This is a genomic window from Acinetobacter sp. UBA6526, from assembly GCF_002434875.1.
GTDB classification, from domain to species: domain Bacteria; phylum Pseudomonadota; class Gammaproteobacteria; order Pseudomonadales; family Moraxellaceae; genus Acinetobacter; species Acinetobacter venetianus.
Map to the genome: position 1 here is coordinate 20,046 of NZ_DJLC01000203.1, position 18,951 is coordinate 38,996.

General features: G+C 38.2%; 20 protein-coding genes. 5 read left to right on the plus strand and 15 right to left on the minus strand.

Going from position 1 to position 18,951, the window contains the following annotated elements:
• Window positions 1-19: 19 nt before the first annotated feature.
• Window positions 20-661, minus strand: coding sequence for a phosphoribosylglycinamide formyltransferase (purN, locus tag B4237_RS13875; protein ID WP_278596438.1), 642 nt, complete (start codon window positions 659-661; stop codon window positions 20-22).
• Window positions 658-1,728, minus strand: a complete 1,071-nt coding sequence (purM, locus tag B4237_RS13880; protein WP_061519400.1) for a phosphoribosylformylglycinamidine cyclo-ligase — start codon at window positions 1,726-1,728, stop codon at window positions 658-660. The genes purN and purM overlap by 4 nt, the downstream gene beginning before the upstream one ends.
• 134 nt (window positions 1,729-1,862) lie before the next feature.
• Here purM and cxpE point away from each other — a divergent pair, with 134 nt between their 5' ends.
• The 4 genes from cxpE to B4237_RS13900 all read left to right on the plus strand — a co-directional run bounded on the left by cxpE (window position 1,863) and on the right by B4237_RS13900 (window position 8,232).
• Entirely contained in the window at window positions 1,863-3,056 is a 1,194-nt protein-coding gene (gene cxpE / locus B4237_RS13885) for a chloramphenicol efflux transporter CxpE (protein ID WP_278596370.1), read from the plus strand.
• Window positions 3,057-3,076: 20 nt separating this feature from the next.
• Window positions 3,077-3,775 carry a DnaA ATPase domain-containing protein gene (locus B4237_RS13890; RefSeq protein ID WP_061519401.1) on the plus strand — a complete coding sequence of 233 codons (699 nt, stop codon included), beginning with the start codon at window positions 3,077-3,079 and terminating at the stop codon, window positions 3,773-3,775.
• 113 nt (window positions 3,776-3,888) lie between these two features.
• The gene (gene rbtA / locus B4237_RS13895) at window positions 3,889-5,775 is read left to right on the plus strand and encodes a rhombotarget A (protein WP_278596371.1); all 1,887 of its coding nucleotides are present in this window, start codon (window positions 3,889-3,891) and stop codon (window positions 5,773-5,775) included.
• Window positions 5,776-5,793: 18 nt separating this feature from the next.
• Window positions 5,794-8,232 carry a CSLREA domain-containing protein gene (locus B4237_RS13900; RefSeq protein ID WP_278596372.1) on the plus strand — a complete coding sequence of 813 codons (2,439 nt, stop codon included), beginning with the start codon at window positions 5,794-5,796 and terminating at the stop codon, window positions 8,230-8,232.
• 63 nt (window positions 8,233-8,295) lie between these two features.
• Here the strand turns inward: B4237_RS13900 and B4237_RS13905 are convergent, their stop codons facing one another.
• The 5 genes from B4237_RS13905 to B4237_RS13925 form a co-directional block, all read right to left on the minus strand.
• The gene (locus B4237_RS13905) at window positions 8,296-8,685 is read right to left on the minus strand and encodes a DUF3106 domain-containing protein (protein WP_004878473.1); all 390 of its coding nucleotides are present in this window, start codon (window positions 8,683-8,685) and stop codon (window positions 8,296-8,298) included.
• Window positions 8,675-8,998: a hypothetical protein gene (locus B4237_RS13910; protein ID WP_278596373.1), complete on the minus strand. Its 324-nt coding sequence runs from the start codon at window positions 8,996-8,998 to the stop codon at window positions 8,675-8,677. Before B4237_RS13910 ends, B4237_RS13905 begins: the two co-directional genes overlap by 11 nt.
• Window positions 8,991-9,599 (minus strand): RNA polymerase sigma factor, encoded by a 609-nt coding sequence (locus B4237_RS13915; protein ID WP_004878475.1) that lies wholly within the window; start codon window positions 9,597-9,599, stop codon window positions 8,991-8,993. The genes B4237_RS13910 and B4237_RS13915 overlap by 8 nt, the downstream gene beginning before the upstream one ends.
• Window positions 9,600-9,757: 158 nt before the next feature.
• Window positions 9,758-10,534, minus strand: coding sequence for a TrmH family RNA methyltransferase (locus B4237_RS13920; RefSeq protein WP_023014270.1), 777 nt, complete (start codon window positions 10,532-10,534; stop codon window positions 9,758-9,760).
• A gap of 252 nt (window positions 10,535-10,786) precedes the next feature.
• Window positions 10,787-11,758: a class 1 fructose-bisphosphatase gene (locus tag B4237_RS13925; RefSeq protein WP_278596374.1), complete on the minus strand. Its 972-nt coding sequence runs from the start codon at window positions 11,756-11,758 to the stop codon at window positions 10,787-10,789.
• 176 nt (window positions 11,759-11,934) lie between these two features.
• Between B4237_RS13925 and B4237_RS13930 the strand changes: the two genes are divergently transcribed.
• Window positions 11,935-12,129 (plus strand): NF038105 family protein, encoded by a 195-nt coding sequence (locus tag B4237_RS13930; RefSeq protein ID WP_007481521.1) that lies wholly within the window; start codon window positions 11,935-11,937, stop codon window positions 12,127-12,129.
• Between the two features lie 47 nt (window positions 12,130-12,176).
• On the opposite strand, the gene pal is transcribed toward B4237_RS13930, so the two are convergent.
• The 8 genes from pal to ruvB all read right to left on the minus strand — a co-directional run.
• Window positions 12,177-12,743, minus strand: a complete 567-nt coding sequence (gene pal, locus B4237_RS13935) for a peptidoglycan-associated lipoprotein Pal (RefSeq protein WP_278596375.1) — start codon at window positions 12,741-12,743, stop codon at window positions 12,177-12,179.
• Window positions 12,744-12,765: 22 nt separating this feature from the next.
• The gene (gene tolB, locus B4237_RS13940) at window positions 12,766-14,052 is read right to left on the minus strand and encodes a Tol-Pal system beta propeller repeat protein TolB (protein WP_278596376.1); all 1,287 of its coding nucleotides are present in this window, start codon (window positions 14,050-14,052) and stop codon (window positions 12,766-12,768) included.
• A gap of 99 nt (window positions 14,053-14,151) precedes the next feature.
• The gene (gene tolA, locus B4237_RS13945) at window positions 14,152-15,402 is read right to left on the minus strand and encodes a cell envelope integrity protein TolA (protein WP_278596377.1); all 1,251 of its coding nucleotides are present in this window, start codon (window positions 15,400-15,402) and stop codon (window positions 14,152-14,154) included.
• A 3-nt stretch (window positions 15,403-15,405) separates the two neighbouring features.
• Entirely contained in the window at window positions 15,406-15,858 is a 453-nt protein-coding gene (gene tolR / locus B4237_RS13950; RefSeq protein ID WP_007481514.1) for a protein TolR, read from the minus strand.
• Window positions 15,858-16,556, minus strand: coding sequence for a protein TolQ (gene tolQ, locus B4237_RS13955; RefSeq protein ID WP_023014274.1), 699 nt, complete (start codon window positions 16,554-16,556; stop codon window positions 15,858-15,860). Before tolQ ends, tolR begins: the two co-directional genes overlap by 1 nt.
• Window positions 16,557-16,581: 25 nt before the next feature.
• Window positions 16,582-16,989, minus strand: a complete 408-nt coding sequence (gene ybgC, locus B4237_RS13960; RefSeq protein ID WP_004878485.1) for a tol-pal system-associated acyl-CoA thioesterase — start codon at window positions 16,987-16,989, stop codon at window positions 16,582-16,584.
• 149 nt (window positions 16,990-17,138) lie between these two features.
• The gene (locus tag B4237_RS13965; RefSeq protein WP_019384035.1) at window positions 17,139-18,032 is read right to left on the minus strand and encodes a hypothetical protein; all 894 of its coding nucleotides are present in this window, start codon (window positions 18,030-18,032) and stop codon (window positions 17,139-17,141) included.
• A gap of 96 nt (window positions 18,033-18,128) precedes the next feature.
• Window positions 18,129-18,951 (minus strand): Holliday junction branch migration DNA helicase RuvB (ruvB, locus tag B4237_RS13970; protein WP_286943597.1); only part of this gene is annotated, 823 nt, incomplete at its 5' end.

Here is an 18,951-nt window from a genome sequence, read left to right on the forward strand (position 1 = left end):
AAAGTTTGCTGATTTTCTTTTAAAACTGAGCAAACTGAATCGGTTTTTCTAAAGGTTTTTGGTTGAAATAGGCTTTGCCATTTTCCCAAGATAGCTGACCATTACATATCCATTGTGTAACTTGAGGATAAATAAAATGCTCAAGTTTATGTATGCGCTGCGCTAAACTTTCGGCGGTATCATGCAAACCAACTTCAATAACTGACTGAGCAATACTTTGACCAGCATCAAGTTCAGCTGTTACAAAATGAACCGTACAACCATGCAGGCGATCCCCTGTATTTAATACGCGTTGATGCGTATTAACACCTTTATAGAAAGGCAAGAGAGAAGGGTGAATATTTAACATTTTCCCTTGCCATTTACTGACAAAGTTTGGTGTTAATATGCGCATAAAACCTGCAAGAATGACTAAATCAACCTGCCAATTCAGCAGTTGTTGATGCATTGCTTCATCGAAGCTTTCTCTATTTGGAAAGTCTTTATGCGAAATGACAGCAGTTGCAATATTGGCGTTCTCAGCACGCTTTAATGCATAAGCATCAGCTTTGTTGGAAAGAACACCAATGATTTGCCCTGATAGTTGTTTGCCTTGTTGGGCATCTATCAGGGCTTGTAAGTTGCTACCATTGCCAGAGACAAGTACAGCAATTTTCATTATGCAAAGATCACACGAATTCTTTCGTCTGCGCCTTCAACTGATTCAGCATTTTCTTGGATATGACCAATTTTCCAAGCTTTTTCACCTTGAGCGTTCAATACCTCAACGGCTTTATCCGCTTCGCTTGGATCAACAGCAATCACCATACCAACACCACAGTTGAATGTACGATACATTTCAAAGCGTTCTACATTGCCTTCGCGCTGTAAAAGTTGGAATAACTCAGACCATTCCCAGCTTGATTCATCAATAACGGCTTGAGCGCCATTTGGAAGAACACGCGGAAGGTTACCCGGCAAACCACCACCAGTGATATGTGCCATTGCATGGATATCAACTTGTTTGCAAAGTTCTAAAACAGGTTTTACATAAATGCGAGTCGGTTCCATTGCAACATCTGCAAGTGGACGACCATCAACCATTTGAGTTAAGTCAACATTCTTAACATCTAAAATTTTACGTAGTAAAGAGTAACCGTTTGAATGCGCGCCGCTAGAGGCAACACCAATCAATACATCACCAGCTTTTACTTTAGAGCCATCAATAATTTTGCTTTGCTCAACAACACCCACAGCAAAACCAGCAAGATCGTAATCTTCACCTTCATACATACCTGGCATTTCAGCAGTTTCACCACCGACTAATGCACAACCTGCAAGCTCACAACCTTTACCAATACCAGTGACTACATTCGCAGCAACATCAACATTTAAATGACCTGTTGCATAGTAATCTAAGAAGAATAATGGTTCAGCACCACATACAAGTAAGTCATTTACACACATTGCCACAAGGTCTTGACCGATTGTGTCATGGCGGTTCAGATTAAGTGCTAAACGTAGCTTAGTACCTACACCATCAGTTCCTGAAACCAATACAGGCTCTTCATAGCCTTTAGGAATTTTGCATAGTGCACCAAAGCCACCTAGACCGCCCATAACTTCTGGACGAGTGGTACGTTTAGCGACAGATTTGATACGATCGACCAGTGCGTCGCCCGCTTCAATGTCGACCCCCGCATCTTTGTAGCTTAAACCAGTGTTTGGGGTAGAAGTTGAGTTGCTCATAATGAAGTCTCCGCATTGGCGGCAGATTATAACCTGAATATACGAAACTCTTATGTTATTTATGCTCGAAAATGCTATCTTTATTTAAAATTTTTTCCCATTTATAACGATTACACGAAAAAAGGCTAGATTTTATGCAAGATCAGGTACTGCGCCGTATCTTTATCATCGCTGGACTCGCATTGATTCTCTGGGTCTTATACTTATTGAAACCTGTTGTACTGCCATTTGTCGGCGCATTTTTTATTGCCTACCTGTTTAGCCCGCTTGTTGATGTTCTTGTAAAAATTAAATTACCCCGTTGGTTAGCCATCAGTATCGTATTTGTTGGTATTGGCGTAGGTCTGACAGTTGTTTTGTGGTTCCTTGTACCGTTGGTATGGAAACAGTTAATGTACGCTAGAGACAGTATTCCTGCGGGCATTCACTGGATCAACGCGACGTTCTTGCCTTGGGTTTCTCATACGTTCAATGTGGTACCAATGGAAATCGATACTGAGCAAATTTCTAAGACTGTAATGGATTATATCCAAACCAATTATAGTGCGGATAGTATTCAAACGATGGCGTTAAGACTTGCTCAGTCTGGTTTGAATTTTATTCAAATTGGTGGGGTGGTTATTCTTATTCCAATTATTTCTTTCTATTTCTTACTTGATTGGGAAAGAATGTTACAAAGCCTTCGACGTTTAATTCCTCGTCCTTATGAGGCATCGACATTAACAATCGTTCGTGAGTGCCACAGTGTATTAGGTGCGTTTGTAAAAGGGCAGTTCTTAGTGATGCTTTTACTTGGAATTGTTTATGCTGTGGGTCTACAACTTATCGGTTTAGAGGTTGGCTTAATTATTGGAATGATTGCGGGTTTGGCGAGTATTATTCCTTATTTAGGTTTTGGCGTTGGTATTATTGCTGCTGTGATTGCTTCATTATTCCAATTTGGACTTGATTGGATGCAGCTATTGTTAGTTGGCATTGTATTTATGATTGGTCAAATGGTTGAAGGTTATATTCTGCAACCGTTCCTGTTAGGTGATAAAATTGGTTTGTCTCCTGTTGCGGTTGTCTTTGCTGTTTTAGCAGGTGCGCAATTAGGTGGTTTTCTTGGAATGTTGATTGCTTTACCTGTCGCTGCGGTCATCGTTGTTTTGCTTAAACATGCAAGAAATAACTATGAGAAAAGTCGTCTCTATGGATTACCTGCCGAAATTATTGTTGCAGAAGGCAGCACCCAGCACATTAGTATCGAAACGAATGAAATAGATATTGATATTGATGTGAAAAACTCTCAAGATACAGAGACTTCAGATACAAACACTTCCAAGTAATTGAGGAAAATACGACATATATGCGTCAACTCCAACTGGATATTGAACCCCAACTGGATGCTCGAATCAGTGATTTTTCGGGGCCAGGTTGGGGGCCTGTAGTTGATGCAATTAGACAGTTACATGCGGGTCTAGTGAGTCGTTTTTATATTTATGGTGGTGCTGGAACAGGGAAAAGTCACTTATTATCCGCAATTTGTGATTCTTATCTTGAGTTGGGACGTCCAGCGATTAAGGTGTCTTTATTAGAGTTATTAGATGCTCCTATTGAAGCGATTACCTCATTAGAGTTTTATGATTTAGTTGCTTTAGATGACATTGATGCAATCAGTGGTGTTCCACATTGGCAAAAAGCTGTATTTCATTTAATGAATAATCACGAGGGGCAGCTTGTTTTCTCCTCTCGTGTTGCTCCCATTGAATTAAAACTAGAATTACCAGATTTACAGTCAAGGTTAACGCAGGCTGTAAGTGTGAAAGTGCCAAATGGGAGTTCTTTTTCTGATCGACAAGCATTACTTCAATCTGTGATGACTCGTCGAGGCATACATTTTGATCAACAAATTGTAGATTATTTATTATTAAATGGCCCACACCAAGCCTCTATTTTATTACAAACTCTTGCGCAGCTCGAAAAAATGTTGAAGGGTGAAAAAACAAAGCTTTCAAATACAACGCTTAAGCAAATTTATGCATTAATTGATGAATATCGCCAATAGTACAAAATTTCTTGAGTAATTTTGAGAGCTGTGACAAAGTACGCACAAAGGAATGTGGTTGCAAATGATTAGTTTGCAATACGAAGAAAAATGAAAAATAGAAGGAGATCGGTATGCTCAAGCGGACGCTTGCCTGTGCTTTATTTGCGATTACTGGACATGTATATTCTGCAGATATTCAAGTTACAACATTAGTTGATGAAGACAAAGACGATACTGCTTGTTCATTACGTGAAGCCGTATTCTTTTTAAATAACAGAACTCAGACCGAATATGAAAATGGATATCATGGTTGTGGAGATAAAGATGCTTCATCTACAATTATTTTGCAGCGTGATAAAGAATATACTTTAAATAAAGCTCTTGAAATAAAAGCATCGATGTCGATTATTGCGGCTAGTAGTGGGGACTTTAATGATAGTAAGAAGGGTTTAAATAACCCTACAATAAAAATGGCTGGCAATGAGCGCTTATTTTTGATTGATGATGGAAGTGTAGAAAATGAGTTAATCAATGTTTTTTTCACAGAGTTGAATCTAAAAGGATCAACTTCAAAATTAAATGATGGCGGATTAATTTATAATCGTGAGTCATTAAGTATTACTTATTCAAGGTTAAATGATGGTAAAGCAAATAGAGGTGGAGCTATTTATAATGCTGGTATTTATTCAAATACACAAAAAACAGCTGGGTTTGTGAGTTTAAATAATACAATTATACAAAATAATAGTGCAGATCAGGGCGCTGCGATTTATAGTGAAATGCCTCGTTATGTGATTTCTCAATCTGTTATCCGTGATAATGAAGGGAAAGCTACACCTGAGGGTTCTATTTTTTATGTCCAGACTGGTTATACGGATGAAACCATTGGCAGTGTGTTAGTTAGAGACACAGGTGGGTTGAAAAACTCTACTATATTTCATAATAAAGGTGGATACATTGCAAACATACGTCAGGGTATGGTTGTAAACAATATTACTATGATAAAAAATGCTGGCGGCTTTTATTTACAAGCACCTCAGTGGAACTTAACAACAACAAATGGTGGTACAACAAGCACTGAGACATATCCAAGTGCTTATATCTCAAATAGTATAATTGTTGATAACGCTGGTAAAAACTGTGTTATTGCTTCAGGTGATGAAACCGTTATTCAGAGTAACTTGACTGAAACAGAGTGTAATCTAAATGCACCTGCTGAACGTCCAAATTTTATATGGGATAAAAATAATTCGCAGCATACATTGATTGCTGGTGGCGTTGATGATGAGGGAATATGTATTGCACCTCCAGCAAATGGATTGTTGTGCCCCTATTATACGCCAAAAGATCAAATGTTAGGTTTTTTTAAACCACGGTTATTAATGTCATATTACAGACTTACAGATTCATTAATCGTTAACAAAGGTCGAATTTATAGTGATGGTAGCAATGTTGGGTTAGCAAGTTGTGAAACTGTTGATCAGCGAGGTAAGAATAGAAGTGGGTATGATGAGCTATGTGATTTAGGTGCTATCGAATTAATTGTTGATCGTTCTAGTGTGCCAATTGCGGGACAAGATATTCTGTATGGCGAGATTGCTAAATTTAGTATTGCGGATAGTTTGTTAGATGGTGAATTACTTGATCCTGAGTCATGTAAAGTAGTACTTCAGCAAGAAACTGATAAGAATGGGCAGGCTTGGCAGCCAGGGTGTTTGGAAATTGTACAAACTCAAACCCCTTCTAAAGGTAAATTGACTCTTGATCAAGATGGGAATGTTGTATATGTGCCAAATGGAGATTGGCATGGTGCAGATAAATTTAATATGCGTATCATGACTACAACCACTAGATTCAATGATGTGTCAAATTATTACATTACTATTCCAACCACAATTGTTCAGGATCCGCCAAATAATTTTGAAAGTAAAACTGTAAATGTTAGTGGTGGTAGTATTGGAATCTCTGCAATTTTTATGTTGCTAGGACTAATTGGTTTGCGTCGTTATAGAGCTTAATCAAGGATGATTTTAAAGATGAAAAATTATAAAAAAGGGATATTAGCAACAATGGTTATTGCATCAATGCCATTGATTGCTGCAACAAGTAGTGATGTAATTAAGGTAACTACATTTGTAGATGAGGATGGTGAAAATACTAATGCGTGCTCATTACGAGAAGCTTTAAAAACAGCAGAGTTACGTAAATCATATGGTGGTTGTAGTATAACTGATACTTTATCAACGACTACTAAACAGATTCAGTTAGAGGCAGGAACATATACCCTAACAAAAGAGCTTGTACCAATGGTCAATGTTTTGATTATTGGAGCTACTCCAGTAAATTGGGAAAAAAAGAATGTCATTACTAATCAGTATCCAGCACAAAAAGCGCTTGAATCAATAATTGATGCTCAGAAAAATTCCCGCATTTTTAATACGACTGTTGCAAATAAGACACTCTCTTTAAATAGTGTTGTACTAAAGAATGGCCAAACTTCTGATCGAGGCGGTTCAATTTATGCCGGTGCTGATGTCAGTCTATTAAATAGTCAAATTCTAGATTCCTCAGCTAATATTGCTGGTGGGGCAATCTTTTTAGCAGGACCTTCAGCTTCTTTAACGATTACAAGTAGTTTAATTAGTAATAATACTGCCCCGTTAGCTACTGTTGTAGGGATGAGCTGTTTTAATGATAATGTTTATTCTAAGAGAACTATTTCTATTAATAATAGTAGTTTAATTAATAATGGTTCAAACTCCTCATCCAGCATGTTAGAGTTTTGTGGGCAACCAGCTACAACTCTTAGCACGAATACTATTGCAAAAAATATAGTAAATACTTCTAATGGTAGTTTAATCAAGTTTAGTGGTGACACTAAGGCTGGTAGTGATAGTAATAATGGTTCTAGTATTTTAAGTAATGCAAGTAGTTTGAATTTACTAAGTAATACAATTGTTGAAAATACAGCTAATACCATTTTTTTATATGATAAATTAGGAAGTAAGTCATTAAGCTTTAATATACTTTCTCATAATAATAATACATCTGCTTGTAGATATCTGTTAGGTGATGCGGCGGAACTAGAAAGTATGAAAATGTCAGCGAACTACAATGCGATAGAGCGAGCTGGTTCAAAAAAATGTGATTTACCAAAAGAAGCCTTTCCGACTGAAGATAAAAATATCGATGTTAGTGGGATAAGTGATGTTAGATCTATATTAAGTGATCTATCGAAACAGACTGAATATACAGCCTTTTTGCCAATGTATTATCCAAAAAAAGATTCTGTTTTAATTGATGTAAGTAAAGCAGGGGCTGATGGATGTAGTGAAAGCGATCAGAGAGGTATTGCTCGTATTGCGGATGGCACACTCTATTTCAATCCTGAAGAGCGTAACAGTTGTGATGTAGGGTCTGTGGAGCTGATGAAATTTACAGCTGGTGATTTAGAGGATTTATCAAATACATCTATTTCTACCTTAGTGACAGGATATCAACAGCAAGTTGATAACTATGAGTATTTGGTAGAAAATCCTGATGATCCGAAATATGAAACTTATGATAAAGAAAATCTTGAAATTTATAAAAATCTCTTAGAAAAAACGAAAGATAATTTACATTATCGTGCTATTTATATTGATTTGAAAAATTATCAACTACCTCTGCCCGAAGAAATAGAACTGTCTGATGGTACGCACAAGCTTCAATTTTTTGATAAGAGTTTGTATAAAGTAACCACTAAGGCTTTAGGTGTTGGTCAGATTAATGATTCTGAATATACTGTTCAAGAGGATGAAAATTTAATCTGCGAATGGAACAATGATTTAGCCCAAATAATTATGTATCGAAAAGATGATACAATTACTCAAGCTGGAGATAAAGAGTTTTGTCAATATACGATTGAGTCTAATGATAATTCTAATGTTAAATCTACAGGGTTAATCAAAGCTGCCTTTAATAATATAGCACCTGAAGCAAAAGATACTTCTGTTACTTTAAAATATCAGCAAAAGGAAAAAGTAGCTTTAGATTTGTTAAAATTCTCTAATGATAATGGGGATACAGGAGAAGGTGGTAAAGGTCCTGATGATGAACCAAATAAGCCTGCTTTTTGGAAAAATGAAGATGGTATAGAGTTACCAATTCGTTTATCTAATGTACCGAGTAAAAATATTCTTGTAACAGCAGATCGAGAAGGTAAATGTCCTAAGCCTGATGATAGTCAAACTTGTTACGGTGGTAATATTTATATTCAAGAGGCAAATGCATTCAACCCATTTAATTACTCATTCAACTATCAAGTTTATGATGCAGATGGTATAGCATCAAACACAGCCACTGTTAGTGTAATTAGTACAGCAACAACAACAGATGATACTCGTAGTGCAAGTAATGGTGGAGGGGGGAGTATTGGATGGCTTTCTTTACTTGGACTATTTGGATTGCTGGGCTATCGCCGAATGAAGAAATAAAATTTGATTCAATAAAAATAGCGCCTTTAGGCGCTATTTTTATGCATAGTTTAATTTCTGAAATTAATGTTCAGAGTATTTACTTAAGTATTCTTCTCGGATGTTCAATCTTTCTTCAACACTGGCATTCTGCATTCTTTTGCGCAACGTATTACGTTCTTGTGTGCTCATCTTTTGCCAGACATCACGCATTTTTTGTTTTTCATTTTCTGGCAGTTGAGTAAACCACTCCATTCTCTGTTGGAGCTGAGTACTTTGATTTGTCGGAATTTCTTTTAGTGTTTGATAGCGTTGAATCAATACACGTTGTTCTTCAGGCGATAGATCATCCCAAGCTTCTTCAGTTGTTGGTTTATTAGGTTTAGAAAAAACCCAAAAACGCTCTGAACTAGCAAAACTGGTTTGTAGCAGGCTGAGTGTGCATACAACAAGAGCAATTCTTTTAGCTGCCATGAGGAACTCTATCTTCACCAAAGGCCATTAACATTTCCATATCTTCAACCATTTGTGGTGAAAGTTTTGGATTTACGATCACTTGATTTTGCTGTTTGTCTGCAAGTTGCAATGAACTGGGTAATACAACAATACCCATAAGTGCTGCTGCAAAAGCAAAGCCAGTCATTTTCCAAATACTGTAGTAAGACGTTGGTTTCTTTTGAACAGTATCAAGAACATGATTCATCACTAACATTTTGTTGTGATATTGCTCTTTCTCAAGTTGATCGAGCTTGGAAGTCACTTTTTTTGTGAACTCATCGTTATTCATCTGATGATCCTCCATGTGGATTTAAATGCTCTAAAGCGATTCTGAGTCCTTGAATTGCACGATGATAGTGTGTCTTTACACTGCCTTCACTACAATCCATAATTTGAGCTGTGGTAGATGTATCAAAACCTTCCCAAGCTCTCAACATAAAAGCTTGCTGTTGTCTTACAGGTAGCTGGTTAATCGCTACCTGAATTTCTTCCATTGTTACTTCTTGATTGAGAAATTCAAATGGATTTGGAGTGGATTCATCGACGACATCAATAATTTCATTGTCGTCATCTAGACTCACTTTTTTGAATAGAGAAAATGGGCTTGCTCGACGCGCTTCTTTACGTCGCCAATCCTGTAATTTGTTATTAAGGATAGTATAGAAAAGGGGATACCATTCTTCTGTACTTTTATCAGAATATGATTTGTGTAAGGAAATAAAGGCTTCTTGGACTAAATCCATTGCAATACCTTGTTGTCCTTGTGTCGCACTTTCCATCATCACTAGGGCACGACCAGTAACATCTTGCATAAAAAAACGCAGACGTTGTTCAACAGTACTGTGATCAGTACTGCTATCTGTTCGAGCCTGTTTCGGTGCTAAATCCATAGAGATGGAAAATCCTGTCATGGACACCCACCATTATTTCCAATTCATTAACCATATAACGTTGAAAATGGTGGATTCGTTGACAACTTAAGCAATTATTTTTAGTAGTGTAATTGATTTTCTCAGTAAAAAAATCGTATTTAAAATAAATTAACGTTTTACTGACGTTGGCGAACCATTTCAAAAAAGCAAATTGATCCAGCAATTGCAACATTCAGAGATTCTTGTCCGCCTGGTTGTGGAATCGCAACCGCCTCAGCATGTTCGAGGGCATAATTACTTGCACCTTGTCCTTCATTTCCTAAAATCCATACGCAAGCTTGTGTTAAGTCCTTACTATATAAGCTTGTTGAACGATGGGAACTCGTAACAAAAACTGGAATTTTAAATTGCGGAAGAATGTCTTCAAGTTGAATATTTTCAAAGCAGACTAAGCTAAAGTGTGCGCCCATTCCTGCGCGCAATACACGCGGTGACCAAAGTGATGCAGATCCTTGTGTGCAAATAACTTGTTTGATATTTGCTGCTGCGGCTGAGCGTAAAAGCGTACCTACGTTGCCTGGATCTTGGACATTTTCAAGAATTAAAGTGTCTTGAGTAAAATCAATTTGTGCAGGATTCTGTGGTAAATCAATGATTGCCAAACAAGGTAATGTTGTACCGAGTGTACTTAAATCTTTATATAAAACCTCACTGATAACGAAAATATGCCCTTGATGAAGCTCAAAGACTTGTTGTAACTCGGAATTTTCTAATGCTTGTTCAGTGGTAAATAGTGAAAAGATTTTCTTTTGTTGTTGTAACCACGCTAGGCATAGGTGAGTACCCTCTAGAACGGTTTGCTGATGTTTCTTTCGGGCACTATTCAGCTCGATCAGCCCACGCAAATGTTTGATTTTTGCATTGTCTTTTGATTCTAGGAAAATAATGGCCATAAGAGTTTGTCTAATAAATTTAGGCTCAATGAATAGGATGGTTTAGCAGTATCAGGCTAAGTTCTCATCTTATTTAAGGGTTAGCCTTCGGTTAAACCTACTTTTCTTGAGAGAAAAGTAGGTAAACCATAGTCATCCACAAAACCTGTCGATTTTATTCATTAAAATATCTCATCATGTCTGTGAAATATTTAAATTTTTGATACATCGTAGGTTGTGGATGATGTTTCCGAGTATCAAATTTTGATTGGATTAGTGATAGCTTGTCACACGTTCAACTTCATTTTTAGAACCAATAATGACAGGAACGCGTTGGTGTAATTCTGTCGGTTGGATTTCCATAATACGAACACGACCTGTTGTTGAAGCACCACCAGCTTGTTCGATTAACATACTCATTGGGTTTGCTTCATACATTAAACGTAAACGACCTGCTTTTTTAGGGTCTTTTAAATCGTAAGGGTAGAGGAAGATACCACCACGGCACAAAATACGGTGAATGTCGCCAACCATACATGCAACCCAACGCATATTAAAGTCTTTTTCACGAACTGAAGTTTTACCTGCTAAAAGTTCATCAATATAACGTTTTACAGGGTTTTCCCAATGGCGTTGATTCGATGCATTAATTGCAAATTCTTGTGTATCAGCTGACACCTGAACTTGTTCGGTGGTTAGTAGATAGGTTTGTGTGACTGGATCTAATGTAAAGAACACTACGCCAGCACCAACAGTAAGTGCCAACATTGTTGATGGGCCGTATAATACGTAACCCGCAGCAACTTGTTCTGTACCTGCTTGCATGAAGTCAGTAGATTGCGTTACGGCATTCTTTGCTGGCAAGATTGAGAAGATTGTGCCTACACACATATTGATGTCGATGTTGCTTGAACCATCTAATGGATCAAATAACACGAGGTATTTGCCATTTTCTTGTGCAGGCGTGAAATCATCTAATTCTTCAGACGCTAAACCGCCAACTTGAGGATGTACTTTTAAAGCATCAATTAAATAATCATTAGAAATAACATCTAATTTCTTTTGAGTTTCGCCTTGAACGTTTTCATTACCAGCACTGCCCAAAATACCTGCCAAAGCACCTTTTTGTAATGCCTGATCAATTGTCTTACATGTATTTGCAATTGTTTCGATGACTTGTGCCAACTCTGGTGTCAAATTCCCATTTTGTTGTTCTAGATATTGGGACAAGGTAAGGTTTGACATAATTGAATAGCTCCGATTTAGCCGCGTCAATAATTGATAAAAGAATGCGGCTATTCTAGATGAGAACGCTTGAAAATAAAAATTATCTTACTTTATTTATGTTGCTTTTATGATTACAAGCGACAGATTACATGCTATGTTGATCGCATACTAGACAGGAAGTTTGGAGAGCACAGATGTCGACTAAGAATTTTGACGCTACCCCAACGCCAAGTGAGCCAATTAGCTTAGAAAAGATTTCTAAAGAAAATGTGCAAGAGGCGTGGAAAGAGTACGAATCAAAGCCTGAATATAAAGAGTTTAATAAACACGATATGATTGAGTCGATGCAGCCATCTGATAAAAAAGATGATGCAGAATCTCAAACATAAAAAATGCTCACGATATGTGAGCATTTTTATTTGAAGCTAAATCATTATTATTTTAATAATGGTGGTACTGCTTCGTAGTTGATTTCCACACGACGGTTTTCTTTCCAAGCTGCTTCATTGTGACCTGTATTAACAGGTGCTTCTTTACCATAGCTCACAGCTTCAAGTTGCTGTGGATTTACACCATTGGTAATCAAGAAGCTTTCTACAGCTTTTGCACGACGCTCACCAAGTGCCATATTGTATTCACGAGTACCACGTTCATCAGTGTGGCCTGTTAAAGCAACTTTTGAGTTGGCATTTGCAACTAAGAATTGAGCATGTGCTTGTAGTGTTTGATAGTCTTCATTTGATAAATCACTACTGTCATAGTCGAAATGAACAACACGTTTAGCTAAAAATGCTTTATTTGCAGCAGTAACACCTTTAGAAGATGCACCAGCTAGATTTTGTGCATTTAATGCAGCATCTTCGCTTAAACCTTCTGTGCTTACAGTAGTTGAACCATTTGGTGTATTACCAGCTGTAATTTCAGCTGCTGGTTTACGGCTTGCACATCCTGTAAATACAAGCGTTGCAGAAATAAGTGGAAGTGTTAAATATTTAATATTCATTTGAATCTCCAATAGATTGAATTTATTTTGGTGCCCAAGCTGGTTCACGAACTTCGCCTTGTTCGCTTGGCAAGTTCATACGGAAACGACCATCTGTTGACATGATTGATAACAGGCCACGATTACCTTCACGCGTTGCATAAACCACCATTTGTCCATTTGGTGAGAAGCTTGGTGATTCGTCTAGACTTGTTGGGGTTAAGATATTTGTGATGCCAGTATTAATATCTTGAATCGCGACTTTGTAGTTGCTGCCGCTAGGTCGGTGAACAAGTGCAATTTTTTTGCCATCAGCACTCAATGTACCTCGTGCATTGAACGCACCTTTGAATGTAAGTCGTTTAACTGATCCATCATCAAAACTATAACGATAAATTTGTGGAGAGCCGCCACGGTCAGAGGTAAAAATAAATGATTTTCCATCTGGTGCGTAACGTGCTTCAGTATCAATCGCTGAGTCCGTAGTCATTCGTTTTACTTGGCGAGTTCCTAAATCCATTTGATAGATTTCTGGGTTTCCATGCATAGATGCTGTGAAGAGCATAGACTTGCCATCTGGAGAGAAACTTGGTGCGCCGTTCAAACCACGGAAACTCGCTAAAACTTCTCTTTCACCCGTTGCTAAATCTTGCATATAAATTGCAGGGCGTTTGGTTTCAAATGAGACATAAGCAATTTTCTTGGCATCAGGTGACCATGTCGGTGACAGAATAGGATCGCGTGATGAAAGTACAGTTTTCGGCTGTTCGCCATCTGTATCAGCAATTTGTAATGTATAACGTTGAGCTGGAGTCGCTTGATTTCGTAATACATAAGCAATACGGCCGCTGAAGTCACCTGCAATACCAGTTAATGCTTGATAAATTGCATCACTGATCATGTGACCCGCTTGGCGTACTCTTGAGTTTGGAACTGTTAACACTTCGTTGAGTAAGTATTGACGTTTTTGTACATCGTATAGCTGGTAATGGACTTCAAAAGAATTGCCTGCAATTGGTTTAAGTTGACCAACGACAACATAAGGAACGCCAGCACTTTGCCAATTGTCCGCTTGGATCTGATTGAGTTGTGCAGTCGCAGGAAGATTTTGTGATGCACTTGTAAAACGACCTGAGCGATTTAAGTCATTTTCAATGATGGGATAGAGCGCATTATTGTCATTACCAAAAGGAACGATCGCAATCTTTGGTGCTTGTTCGGGTGCCTTTGCAATTTCTAGGTGTAATTGTGCAAAGGTTGTGGCTGGTACAGTTAAGCTAATCGCTGTAAGAACTGCCAAAGAAATAAGATGTCTACGCGTATTTTCCATAATTACAATTACTTGAGCTGGTGTTTTGAGACAGTTGATTATTTAACATACTTAACATGCTTTCGGCTATTAAAAACGAAGCATGTTAACTATTCATTACTATTTTGCTGTGAAAGTAGAAGTTACATTTCTTGCTTCTCTGCGTGCATCAGGATCTTCTGGCATAGGATAGGGAGCTGCATTTTGAATCGCTGTCTTGATACTTGCATCTAATCCTTCATCCCCGCTTGATTTTGTGATTACTATGGATTGAACTTGACCTGAGTCAGATAATAAAAATCTAACTCCTACAGTTTTACCTGTGTTACCTAGGGGAACTTTCCAAGCTGCATGAACTTTGTTAGTAAAATCACGTTTAGCAGTTGATGCAATTCGTTTAGCTTCCGCTTTTTTCTGTGCAGCATCTTGTTCAGCTTTTTTCGAAGCAGCAGCTTTTTCTTCTGCATCAGCTTTAGCTTTAGCCTCTGCATCGGCTTTACGTTTAGCTTCTGCGTCAGCCTTAGCTTTGGCATCCGCATCAGCTTTTCGTTTAGCGTCTGCATCGGCTTTTCGTTTAGCGTCTGCATCGGCTTTGCGTTTAGCTTCTGCGTCAGCCTTAGCTTTGGCATCCGCATCAGCTTTTCGTTTAGCATCTGCATCGGCTTTACGTTTAGCTTCTGCTTCAGCTTTGCGTTTAGCGTCTGCATCAGCCTTAGCTTTGGCATCTGCATCGGCTTTCCGCTTAGCCTCTGCGTCAGCTTTACGTTTAGCCTCTGCATCAGCTTTGCGCTTGGCATCTTGCTGAGCTTGTAACTTTGCATTTTCTGCAGCTTTCTGTTGCTGCTTCAATTTGGCATCTTGTTCAGCTTTTTGGCGTGCTTTAGCGTCAGCTTCCGCTTTTTGATCAGCTCTGCGTTTAGCATCAGCCTTTTGTTTGGCTTCTGCTTCATCACGTTGCTTTTGTGCTTGAGCTTCAGCAAGTTTGCGTTGCTCTTCAATTTTTTTAGCACGAGCAGCTTCATCAGCATTACGTTTTTGTTCGGCTAACTTTTCTTGCTCAGCTTTTTGTTGTTCCAAATTTGGTTGTTGAGTCGTTGGTTTGGGCGGTACGACAGGAATATTTTCTGGCAAGGTTTGATCGACGATCTGACTTTGCACTTCATTTGCTTGGTTTTCTGCAGAAGCTTGTTCATCATTGATTTGAGGAAGATCTTCGGGTTTTACTAAAACTGTTGTCAGTTTTTTTGGCTGCTCAGGTGGTTTGCTCAAGCCTAAAAAAAGCAAGCCAACAATCGCGATTGCATGAACACCGAGTGTGAAACCCAGTGCGATCGCATTTTGCTTAAATGGAGGCTCTTGAATTTTTTTCATAGCTTATTTTAATGGCTCTGTAAGTAAACCAACTTGTGTTAAACCTGCTTCTTGCAAACTTGCCATGAGCGATACAACTTCGCCGTAAGGGCGTGTCTTATCACCATTGACCAATACAGTTAGTTGTTTGTTGTCTTGTTCAGCTTGCTTTTGAGCATCGCTTAGGACTGTTTCAAGTTGTTCTAGCGATAGGGGTTCACTATCCTTGTATTCTTGATACTGCAGATAAATATTTCCATCTTTTCCAATCGTTACCATTGCAGGCATATCTTTCGATTCGATAGGATGATTATTTGCTTGCGGCAAATCTACTTTGATTCCACTGGTGATCATTGGTGCCGTAACCATGAAAATCACAAGGAGCACCAACATGACGTCAATATAGGGAACGACGTTCATATCACTTTTAAGTGGTTTTTTGATACGATCAAAACGTCCTGAGCGCTGAATTGCCATTATGCATCTTCCTGTGTCGTTCCAATTGACTGACGTTGTAGAAGAGCAACCATTTCTTCTGCAAATAATGCGCGATCAGAATAGATAGATTCGCCTTTTGCAGTGAAATGGTTAAATGCAAGTACTGCTGGAATTGCTGCAAAAAGACCAATTGCGGTTGCGATTAAAGCTTCTGCAATACCAGGGGCAACAGTGGCTAAAGTCACTTGATCAACGGCTGCCAGACCGATAAAGGCATTCATAATGCCCCAAACCGTTCCAAACAAACCGATATAAGGGGCAACTGAACCGATACTTGCGAGAGCACCCAAGCCTTGTTCTAAACCACCTTGATCGCGGCTTAAACCAACACGAAGGATGCGTTCAGTACCTTCAATGGTTTGGTTGGTATCTGCTTTACGTTTTTGAAGTTTGAAAAACTCTCCTAAACCTTGATAGAAGATATCTTCTAAACCACGACGTTTAGAGTTGAGTTGAGCATTGTTATATAACGTATTTAATTCGGCACCTGACCAGAACATTTTTTGAAAATGTTCATCCTCTTGACCTGCTTTCTTGAAACCCATATGCAATTTGGCAATTAAATACCAGCTATAAATGGATGCGAGTAATAAGATCAGCATAACCAGTTGTACAACAGGGCTTGCTTGTAAAATCAAATCAGAAATATGCAGGGAAGATTCTAGGTTAGTTGCCATAAGTTGCTGTGCCGAAAGTTTATTTTTAGTCCTGTGCTAATTCTTTTTGAATCAGATCACGAATTTCCTCAGGTAGTCTACGTGGCATTAATTCTTTATTCAAACATGCCAACGTTACCTCACCTGAAGCCAGCAAGATTTCACCACGATAAATATTTTGTTGCAACACAAATGATGCTGCTTTACACGAAATAACACGTGCTGTAACGGTAATTAAATCATCCATTAATATTGGGCGTACATATTTGACTTGAATTTGATGAACAACGAAGTTGTAGTCTTGTTGATGCCAGTAGTGATCAACACCTGCTGCGCGTAGCCATTCAGTACGTGCACGCTCCATGAAGCGGATATGGTTGGCATGGTAAACGATACCGCCTGCATCAGTGTCTTCGATATAAACGCGAATATTGAACTCAAAATGATTTGCCATTTCTTTTACCTATTGGTTTCGTACTGGGAGCAATGAGGGAATGATAAGATCTCGATGAGACTAAAGAAATAGTAATAAATAACATATTCTTGGTGCTGATAAAAAAAGCCCTAACAAGTAGGGCTTCTTCAAAAAGAAATAAATAATCTTTATTCTAAGTCAGACCATTCAATCGTTTTAGGATATCCGGCCACTGTGATTCCATCGGCATAAGCTCGAATGAGCGCTTTGTAATTGCTCGTATTCGAAATCTTAATTGAATTTTTCACATTATTCGTATCTTCAATTACGATATCTGCTGAATTAGGGTAGAAAGCAATTTTATCATTAATGTTTTCAAATCTAATATCACTTTTGAAATTCACAGAGAAGATTTTGTTGTCTGGATTTCCTTCGACATTTCCTTGACTAGTTACTGTCAGATTATTTACGTTGAGTTGATAGTTGTTAGCAATTAGTTGGTTCGATTCCTTTGTTTCGTTATCAAAAACATTAAAAGTCATTTTTTTAATTTGGTATTGAGCATTGTTATAACTGTATTTGCTGATAATACTGCCATTATAAGTAATTGTATCATTATTTGATGGCGTGATTTTGAAGTTTTTTAGCGTAGTCTCATAACGGCCTGAATCTGTATAAAGTGTTTCTTTACTGTTTACTGATCCAGAAATGGTTATAACTCGTAACTGTGTAATGATGCTGTCGTCGTTGGCATAATCTAGAAATGAGCATTTATTAAATGTAATGCTCTTATCGCTATTTTTTGTATAAGATCCATCCGAACATTTAAAGTTATTATTAGCATAAATACCGTAATAGAGACTTTCAGCAAACTCAGTACCGATTAATAAGATGTTGTTTTGATCTTGAGATAAATTTGTTATTGGTTCATAAATTGATTCAATTGTCTCTGCTTTGGTGTAGTCTACTTTTTCTTTGCTTTGAAAAGAGTTTTCATTATTGTTGCTATCACTCCCACCACCGCAAGCTGTTAATAATACAATGCTACTATAAAATGTTGTTGTTAATAACTTATTTTTCATTTCGACCCTTAATAAAATAATGAAGCAATTAGAATAATCTGTATATTATTTTAATTGCTTCATTATAGAAAGTATTTTATTAAGAATGTTTTTATATTATTCAGGGGGAGTCATACCAAATTGTAAATAAGCCATATTGGTGGCAATACGACCACGGGCTGTACGCATCACATAACCTTGTTGAATAAGATAAGGTTCGATGACATCTTCTAATGTGCCGCTATCTTCAGCCATTGCTGCTGCTAAAGCTTCAACACCTGTCGGGCGACCTTCAAAACGCTCAAGTAACATACTCAGATAGCGTCGATCTAAGGTATCTAAGCCCATTTTGTCAACATTGAGCATATCTAAAGCGCGTTGAGCCATGTCTTGTGTCACTTCACCAGTGCCTTTAACTTGGGCATAGTCGCGGACACGACGGAGTAGACGATTAGCAATACGTGGCGTACCGCGTGAGCGACGTGCAATTTCCATTGAACCATCATGAGTAATAGGTACATCCATGAGGTTTGCCGAACGTGTGACAATATGAGTTAAATCTTCGACAGAATAAAACTCTAAACGTTGTACGATCCCAAAACGATCACGTAAAGGTGAGGTTAGTAGACCTGCACGAGTCGTTGCTGCAACGAGTGTAAATGGCGGTAAATCGAGCTTAATTGATCGAGCCGCTGGACCTTCACCGATCATGATGTCGAGCTGATAGTCTTCCATTGCGGGATAGAGAATTTCTTCAATCACAGGTGAAAGACGATGAATCTCATCAATAAACAGCACATCACCTTCTTCTAAATTGGTCAGCATGGCTGCTAAATCACCAGCACGCTCTAAGACAGGGCCAGAAGTTGATTTAAGATTTCCACCCATTTCACGTGCGATAATATTTGCGAGTGTCGTTTTACCTAAACCTGGTGGGCCA

What these genes read in the sequence shown, in the direction of transcription:
- purM (WP_061519400.1), bottom strand. Translation starts at nt 1,728, where the DNA reads ATGAGCAACTCAACTTCTACCCCAAACACTGGTTTAAGCTACAAAGAT.
- cxpE (WP_278596370.1), top strand. Translation starts at nt 1,863, where the DNA reads ATGCAAGATCAGGTACTGCGCCGTATCTTTATCATCGCTGGACTCGCA.
- B4237_RS13890 (WP_061519401.1), top strand. Translation starts at nt 3,077, where the DNA reads ATGCGTCAACTCCAACTGGATATTGAACCCCAACTGGATGCTCGAATC.
- rbtA (WP_278596371.1), top strand. Translation starts at nt 3,889, where the DNA reads ATGCTCAAGCGGACGCTTGCCTGTGCTTTATTTGCGATTACTGGACAT.
- B4237_RS13900 (WP_278596372.1), top strand. Translation starts at nt 5,794, where the DNA reads ATGAAAAATTATAAAAAAGGGATATTAGCAACAATGGTTATTGCATCA.
- B4237_RS13905 (WP_004878473.1), bottom strand. Translation starts at nt 8,685, where the DNA reads ATGGCAGCTAAAAGAATTGCTCTTGTTGTATGCACACTCAGCCTGCTA.
- B4237_RS13910 (WP_278596373.1), bottom strand. Translation starts at nt 8,998, where the DNA reads ATGAATAACGATGAGTTCACAAAAAAAGTGACTTCCAAGCTCGATCAA.
- B4237_RS13915 (WP_004878475.1), bottom strand. Translation starts at nt 9,599, where the DNA reads ATGGATTTAGCACCGAAACAGGCTCGAACAGATAGCAGTACTGATCAC.
- B4237_RS13920 (WP_023014270.1), bottom strand. Translation starts at nt 10,534, where the DNA reads ATGGCCATTATTTTCCTAGAATCAAAAGACAATGCAAAAATCAAACAT.
- B4237_RS13925 (WP_278596374.1), bottom strand. Translation starts at nt 11,758, where the DNA reads ATGTCAAACCTTACCTTGTCCCAATATCTAGAACAACAAAATGGGAAT.
- B4237_RS13930 (WP_007481521.1), top strand. Translation starts at nt 11,935, where the DNA reads ATGTCGACTAAGAATTTTGACGCTACCCCAACGCCAAGTGAGCCAATT.
- pal (WP_278596375.1), bottom strand. Translation starts at nt 12,743, where the DNA reads ATGAATATTAAATATTTAACACTTCCACTTATTTCTGCAACGCTTGTA.
- tolB (WP_278596376.1), bottom strand. Translation starts at nt 14,052, where the DNA reads ATGGAAAATACGCGTAGACATCTTATTTCTTTGGCAGTTCTTACAGCG.
- tolA (WP_278596377.1), bottom strand. Translation starts at nt 15,402, where the DNA reads ATGAAAAAAATTCAAGAGCCTCCATTTAAGCAAAATGCGATCGCACTG.
- tolR (WP_007481514.1), bottom strand. Translation starts at nt 15,858, where the DNA reads ATGGCAATTCAGCGCTCAGGACGTTTTGATCGTATCAAAAAACCACTT.
- tolQ (WP_023014274.1), bottom strand. Translation starts at nt 16,556, where the DNA reads ATGGCAACTAACCTAGAATCTTCCCTGCATATTTCTGATTTGATTTTA.
- ybgC (WP_004878485.1), bottom strand. Translation starts at nt 16,989, where the DNA reads ATGGCAAATCATTTTGAGTTCAATATTCGCGTTTATATCGAAGACACT.
- B4237_RS13965 (WP_019384035.1), bottom strand. Translation starts at nt 18,032, where the DNA reads ATGAAAAATAAGTTATTAACAACAACATTTTATAGTAGCATTGTATTA.